We start from the raw sequence: 7115 nt of genomic DNA, 5'->3' as shown, positions 1-7115 counted from the left end.
CTATTATAATAAAGTTAATAAATGTTTGACCTCTCCTAATTCATGTACATATGGATGATCAGTAGTTATCGCTACTGATCTATTTTTTTGATTTCAGAAAGTACATACGCTGCATCCTTTCCTACACCACAAATAAGTGCGGAACCCCTTTGAGATTGCCATGGTAAACCGATATAATACAATCCTTTTACTGGACTGATTCCCTTTATATGATTAGGAAATCCTTTCTCATTCACTGCCTGTTCAATTTCAATCCAATTATAATTTTGAACAAAACCAGTTGACCATATAACGCTTTCTGCACTATAAATATCACCATTCTGAAACATAATGTTATTTCCTGATGCACTTACTACTTTTTCTTGCAGTTTGATTGCTCCATTACGAATAAGTTTCTTACCTTCAAAACCGAAAATAGGGTCCTTTCTCTTCTGAAACCATCTTCCCCTCTTTGTATTTATTTCAGCGTACAATAAACCCACTTTTTCTAGCAGATTAAAAATACTTTTTCCAAAAAGTTGTAACGGTAAAAACGTTAAAGGATGACTAATAGACACCGTAACTTCATGAGTCTTTGCCAGTTCTACTGCAATTTGCATTCCTGAATTCCCACCACCTACTACTAGTACTTTTCCCTTAGGAATTTGTGATGGTGATTTATATTGTGATGAATGTATTTGAAAAATATGTGATGATAGATTTGCTGAAACTGAGGGAATAAACGGTTGCTGAAAAGCACCTGATGCGATAATAACTTTTTTCGTTTGTAAAATTTCTGTAGGAGTATGTAATTCAAATATTTCTTTTTCTTTCTTTATTTTTAGAACTTCCGTTTGTAATTGTACCGGTAATTGAAAATGTTTTGCATATTCTTCTAAATAAGTTGCAATTTCATCTTTATATGGAAATTCATTTTTTTCACCTATTAACGTCATACCCGGCAAGCTACTGTAAGACCTTGAGGTAAAAAGCTGCAAAGAATCATATCGATTTCTCCATGAATCACCAACTTGTTTTCCTGCCTCAAGTAATAAAAAATTATACCCTTCTTGCTTCAAGTAATATCCCATTGTTAATCCAGCTTGACCCGCCCCAATAATAATTAGATCTTTCATTCTAATCCCTCCTCTTCTTAAACGTATGAATACTTATTCATATATTCATACGTTTCCATAATCATAACATTTTCTTTTTATATGATTCAATATCTACTCAAAATAAAAAAGAGCAGTTTACCATAAAGTAAACTCCCCTTCATTCTATCTTCCCAGTCTTTAGCGCCTGTGCCCAGTCATATCTTTCTTGTTGAACAGCCAATCCAGCAGCTTCTTCCCAATTATAAGGAACTGAAATTTGTTCAATTGTCCATTCTCCCAAAACCTTTTCTATCACTACATATTTTGCATGCGGAGTTCCTGATTCCATTTTATGCATAACAGGTAACTCATCTTTGTATGCTGGAAGTCCTACACTTCCTGGATTTATAATGATCTTTCCGTTCGCTAAATAAACAACTCTAGGAATATGTGTATGACCACATACTATTATTTTTTGTTCTATATTTTGGAGTTGATCCATTATATTTTTTTCATTCTTTAATATTGCACCATTCTCATTCATCTCTTCTAACAAATACACTTCATCTGAAGTTGGCGTACCGTGACAACATAACATATCGTCTACAATAAATTGTGAAGGATGTTGTTTTAACCAACCTATATGATAATTTGTTAATTGATTTTGAACAAAAGTTAGTGTAGCAGATTGCTCTTGTATAGGTTCCCAAAGCATGCGATCACAATTGCCTTTAATATGTATCATCTCGCTACTCATTAATATTTCAATTGTCTCTAAAGGCTCTAACGGCCCATACACACTATCTCCTAAATTTATTATCATTTCGACCTTGCGACGTGTAATATCTTTTAATACCGATTTTAAAGCGTGACTATTTCCGTGGATATCTGAAATTATAGCTATTTTCATCTTAATCCCTACTTTAATATATTATTTATAAACATCTGCAGCCAATTCCCTCAAAACTTCTACATTCACTACTTCAAAACAACCATTGTTTTTCTTGATTATATTTTTATCACAAAAGAGATTCAAAGTACGTAACAAATGCCGATAGCTCGTTCCTAACAACTCCGCTATTTCCGTTAAATTCCCACTAAACACAATTCTATTTTCATGCTGAACTGCTCGTTCCCCTGCTGCTAACATGTAACTCGCAAGTCTATTTTCAAGCGGATACAATAAATTAATTGTACTGTTTTTGGAAAGTCGGTTTAATTTATGTGCCAATGATCCGCAAATACATCTTAAAAATTTCGCATCATGAAATAGCTTATTTCTCACTTTTCCTAATGGTAAACCAACACAATATGAATCTGCCATTACTTGTACATTTGATGTAATCCTTTGGGAATGAATTAACTCCACATCTCCAAGTAACTGCAAACTATCATAAAAACACAGTAATACGGATTTCCCGTTACTTAATGTGTTAAACGCTTTCGCTTTTCCTTCAACAAAGAAATATAAATAATCTATCTCTTCATTTTCTCTACAAATAAACTCATTCTTTTTAAAAAATATAAGTTCCATATATGGCTTCATATCATGACTAAAAAATGAATCAATATTATTTTTCTTCATATACTCTGCTAATTTAATAGAATTACATACTTTCTTCATAGTTCCCCACCTTTACAACTCATCCCCATTGTAATCAAAATTTTCTTCTTCCACTATGACATATGTCATAACAATACACAATTTCAGCATGATACAGTCATTACAAATATGAAATAAAAAGGGGATATTACATTGTATAACTTTCTTTCTGTCTTTATTGGTGTGCTCATCGCCGTTATGCTTCCACTGAATGGGATTTTATCTGAGTTAATTGGCAAGTACACAGCAAGCGTGGTCATTCACCTTGTCGGTTTAATTGCAGTTATCTTCATTTTAATCATAAACAAAAATAAAATTCGTTTCGATAAAAGTATTCCACTTTTTTTATATAGCGCTGGAGCGATTGGAGTATTCACTGTTCTTTTTAACAATATAAGTTTCTCCGTCCTTGGTGCTTCTATTACGATCGCATTAAGTTTACTCGGTCAATCTATTGCTTCCATCATTATCGATCATTTCGGCTTATTAGGAATGAAAGTTGCAAAGTTTGAAAAGAAAAAACTAATTGGATTATGTTTCATCTCTTCTGGAATTATAATCATGACAATTTATTAATGGGGGCAAGAAAATGTTATATATTACGATCGCTATTTTAGCTGGTGTTTCTATCGTCGTTGCTAGAATTATTAACGCGAATTTAGCAAAGGAAATTGGAAACTGGGAAGGCACATTTTTCAATTATATTACTGGATTATTTTTCTCTATGTTATTTTTAATTTTCAGTTCAGATTCATTGTATATCCCTATTCATACGTTGCAATCTATTCCTATCGCCGTGTACTTAGGCGGATTAGTAGGCGTTATCGTTATTTCATTATCCAACTATATTACTCCTAAAATATCAGCCTTTTATTTAACATTACTCATCTTTATCGGACAATTATTTGCGGGGACTATTATTGATTTCTTCCTGACAAATGAACTCTCAATTGGTAAAGTTATCGGTGGCATTTTCGTATTAATTGGGCTCACTTACAATTTACTCATAGATCGCCCGATAAAAACTGTGAAGCATAACCAAGTTCAACTATAATACTTTACGCTTACCTATCATATATTAATAGAAAAGCTCTTCACACGAAGTAATAGAGAGGAGAAAATCCTATTAAAAAAAGTATTTTATTGCTAGGTAGCGTATTAATTATTTGTGGAATTGTATGGTTTGTAAACTCGGGAAAATCTATTCAAGATCTCTATACTGCAAACAAACCGAAAAAGAAAGCTACTATTATTTCAAGCTCGCGAGATCCAAATGAGCCCCCTGTTTTTTTAGGAAAGCAGGAAATAAAAGATATACATGTAGAATCAATTAAAACAAAAAAGGATATCTTTCTCACAAAAACAGATGAATTAAAAACATTTATTAACAGTATGAATACCGCAAAAAAAGGAAAATTAACATTGGATGAAGAAGGATCAGATTTAATAGATTGTGATATGTGGATTACTTTCGAGGATGGAACTTATAAAAAATATTTCATATGGATAGTTGATCATCACAGCAGCGAAGTGATGATTGCTCAGCAAGATACTCCTGATGATGTAAACCTTACGTACTATCAGTTAAACGAAGATAGTTCAAAAAAAGTTTATAATTTATTTAAAAAAATTATTTAAATGAAAAAGTCATGAGCACGCGAACTCATGACTTTTTGCACTATATATACTCCGGGAACACTCTACAACCCTTTTCCTGCTCTATATCATGACCAAAGAAAACAATTGGTTTCTCTTTCGCCACAACTTCTTTTAAACGTTTAATTGAAGATAAAGCTAATTCTGGATTAAATCCTGCGAACGGCACTTCATCTTCAAAATTCTCTTTCGTGTACGATGCATCAATCGTTAATAAAACTGAACCGGATTGCTCCGTCTCAATGAATAGCGACTGATGGCCTGGAGAATGACCTGGCGTATACAATACTTGAACACCTGGTACCACTTCATAATCCCCTTCAATAATTTTGTAGTTCAAATGCGGTAATATACATTCTTTCATATATTCTTCTCTATGAAGTGCTGCCTCATATTCGGTTCGCTGCACAATAATCGGTGTATTTGTAAAAGCACCGTTTCCTCCTGCATGATCAAAATGTAAGTGAGAGCTAATAATATATAAAAGATCGTCTGGCTCATACCCTACACGCTTTAATATAGTCACGATTCTATCTTCTTCAGTCATTTTCGGTAAAATCTGTCCTTCAACAAATGTACCGTTAAAAAGCCCTTCATTATTAACTGCACTTTCTGGCATACCTGTGTCTACTAAAATAGGACCTTCTTCCGTCTCCAAAAGATAACACCACACCGGCAAGTTTAATAGTTTCCCCGGTGTTAACGCACTGTTAACAGACGAATGATCCAACATGCAACGACCTGCTGGGATGAAATAAAGTTTCTTTACTGTCATTATGTATCCACCTTTACATTTAGTTTTGGATAAAGTAATACAGTAAAAAATTCTTCTTTTTAGAAATAAACTCCTTCTAGACTATCAGTACAGCTTGCATAAAAAAAGGGTATTTTTTTACATAGCAATATTTCACCATCTATAATATAGAAGTAAAGGATTCTTACTTTAAATGAAACATTAACACCGATTAACGCTGAAAACTTAAAGAAAGCACATACACTACTTGAAAGCGGGCACACCATTGGGAAAATCGTATTAGAGAAATTTTAATCATGATAGTGATAGGTAGTATGTGAAATTATATTAACGATTTTTCGAATATATCTATCACAAATCAAATTATATCAACGATTCGACAAGTTATATCGATTTATCGACAAATAACAACAATAAGAAAAGGCTGTTCCAGATGAACAGCCTCTTCTTTATTTACTTGAAATCTCTTTATTATTTTGAACGTCTAACGGAGCTCGCTTTCCTATTCCGAAAGCATAGAAACTAATTGTAACGATAGCTAAGAAAATAATACCTACAACTAATGAAATGCGTGTATCATCGTTAAACCACATTCCGATTAATACCATAATTAAAAAGGCAATTGTTAAATAGTTTGTTACAGGAGCAAATGGCATTTTGAACGGATGATCTTTCATCTCTGCTCCCTTTTCTTTCCTAAAACGAATTTGACTAATTAAAATGACGAACCATGGTACCATACCAGGAAGTACACTCGCACTATATACATATACGAATAAGTTTTTCGGTGCGATGTAACTTAAAACAACACCAACCGCCAGACCGATAATTACGCCAACTGTACCAAATAAAGGCACACCATTTCCAGAAAGTTTCGTGAAATATTTCGGTGCTTGTCCATTTACACCTAACGTATACAGCATACGTCCAGCACTATAAATACCACTATTACAACCAGACATTGCTGCTGTAATAACAACGAAGTTAATAAGGCCAGCTGCTGCCGTAATACCAACCTTCGCAAAAGTTGCTACGAACGGGCTACCAATTGTACTTAATTGATCCCACGGATACACAGTTACAATAACGAAAATAGCACCGATGTAGAAAATTAAAATACGCCAAATTGTACTTTGAATCGCTCTTGTAAGTGTCTTCTTTGGATCCTTCGCTTCACCAGCAGTAATACCAATTAATTCCACACCTTGATACGCTCCAACTACAAGTGATAATGCAAAGAAGAATCCTGAAAAACCACCTGTAAAGAAACCGCCATTTGACCAAAGATTAGATATGCCAATCGCTTCTCCGCCGTTACCAATTCCGAAGAAAATAAGGCCAAATCCTGCAATAATCATTAATAGAATCGTAACGATTTTAATCATCGCAAACCAAAATTCAAATTCACCAAATGACTTAACAGAAATTAAGTTAGCTGCACCAAGAATAACCATTGCAATTATACCTGGTATCCAAGCTGGTAAATCCGGGAACCAATATTGCATATACGCTCCAACCGCGATAATTTCTGACATCCCAACGATAACCCACTGGAACCAGTTACTCCACGCTGTCATATAACCAGCTAGTGGATGAATATACTTATGACCGAATGTCGCAAATGAGCCTGTACTTGGCTCCATATACAACATTTCTCCCATGGCACGCATGATGAAGAAGATGAAAATACCTGCAATTGCATAAGCAAGCATTACTGACGGACCTGTCCATTTAATTGTGCTGGCTGATCCCATAAACAAACCAACACCAATCGTTCCGCCTAAAGCAATCATTTGAATATGACGTGCTTCTAAACCTCTTTTCAATTCTTTGTTTGCCACTTCACTTCCCCCTCTTAGATGATTCATAGCCGCATTTTAACACAAGATGCTTTCCCCTAATTCCTTTCGGCCCTGAAAATGATGAAGCAAACGTCATTTTACACTAGCTTTAAAGCTATCCTAAAATCGTTTTGTGCTCCTAATAAAATTCTCAAAACCTTTCATCTTCCAATATTCTATAAATC

8 protein-coding genes and 1 pseudogene are annotated in these 7115 nt (G+C 34.1%); 4 read left to right on the top strand and 5 right to left on the bottom strand.

What is annotated here, in order from left to right; all coding sequences use genetic code 11:
- Positions 1 to 71 precede the first annotated feature (71 nt).
- The 3 genes from GBN78_RS27570 to yeiL form a co-directional block, all read right to left on the bottom strand.
- Positions 72 to 1115: a flavin-containing monooxygenase gene (locus tag GBN78_RS27570; RefSeq protein WP_088046465.1), complete on the bottom strand. Its 1044-nt coding sequence runs from the start codon at positions 1113 to 1115 to the stop codon at positions 72 to 74.
- A gap of 139 nt (positions 1116 to 1254) precedes the next feature.
- A complete protein-coding gene (locus GBN78_RS27565; protein WP_000684254.1) occupies positions 1255 to 1986 on the bottom strand; it encodes a metallophosphoesterase family protein in 732 nt (243 codons plus the stop codon).
- 21 nt (positions 1987 to 2007) lie between these two features.
- Positions 2008 to 2700, bottom strand: coding sequence for a transcriptional regulator YeiL (gene yeiL, locus GBN78_RS27560; RefSeq protein ID WP_000754829.1), 693 nt, complete (start codon positions 2698 to 2700; stop codon positions 2008 to 2010).
- Between the two features lie 132 nt (positions 2701 to 2832).
- On the opposite strand from yeiL, the gene GBN78_RS27555 reads away from it, so the two are divergent.
- From GBN78_RS27555 to GBN78_RS27545, 3 genes are all read left to right on the top strand, one after another.
- The gene (locus GBN78_RS27555; RefSeq protein WP_000282256.1) at positions 2833 to 3255 is read left to right on the top strand and encodes a DMT family transporter; all 423 of its coding nucleotides are present in this window, start codon (positions 2833 to 2835) and stop codon (positions 3253 to 3255) included.
- Between the two features lie 13 nt (positions 3256 to 3268).
- Complete coding sequence (locus GBN78_RS27550) at positions 3269 to 3733, top strand: DMT family transporter (RefSeq protein WP_000965812.1); 465 nt, start codon at positions 3269 to 3271, stop codon at positions 3731 to 3733.
- Positions 3734 to 3822: 89 nt separating this feature from the next.
- Positions 3823 to 4317, top strand: a complete 495-nt coding sequence (locus GBN78_RS27545; protein ID WP_000901696.1) for a YhfM domain-containing protein — start codon at positions 3823 to 3825, stop codon at positions 4315 to 4317.
- A gap of 40 nt (positions 4318 to 4357) precedes the next feature.
- On the opposite strand, the gene aiiA is transcribed toward GBN78_RS27545, so the two are convergent.
- Positions 4358 to 5110: a quorum-quenching N-acyl homoserine lactonase AiiA gene (gene aiiA / locus GBN78_RS27540; RefSeq protein WP_000216583.1), complete on the bottom strand. Its 753-nt coding sequence runs from the start codon at positions 5108 to 5110 to the stop codon at positions 4358 to 4360.
- Positions 5111 to 5275: 165 nt separating this feature from the next.
- Here aiiA and GBN78_RS27535 point away from each other — a divergent pair.
- A pseudogene (locus GBN78_RS27535) lies at positions 5276 to 5383 on the top strand (zinc-binding alcohol dehydrogenase family protein); the annotation flags it as partial.
- Positions 5384 to 5538: 155 nt separating this feature from the next.
- On the opposite strand, the gene GBN78_RS27530 reads toward GBN78_RS27535, so the two are convergent.
- Positions 5539 to 6930 carry an amino acid permease gene (locus GBN78_RS27530; RefSeq protein WP_001284405.1) on the bottom strand — a complete coding sequence of 464 codons (1392 nt, stop codon included), beginning with the start codon at positions 6928 to 6930 and terminating at the stop codon, positions 5539 to 5541.
- Positions 6931 to 7115 lie beyond the last annotated feature (185 nt).

The sequence above is a fragment of the Bacillus sp. B2-WWTP-C-10-Post-4 genome (assembly GCF_009183805.1).
In the GTDB taxonomy this organism is placed as follows: Bacteria; Bacillota; Bacilli; order Bacillales; family Bacillaceae_G; genus Bacillus_A; species Bacillus_A cereus.
The sequence above is the reverse complement of the archived record's forward strand: the minus strand, read 5'-3'. Positions and strand labels throughout refer to the sequence as shown.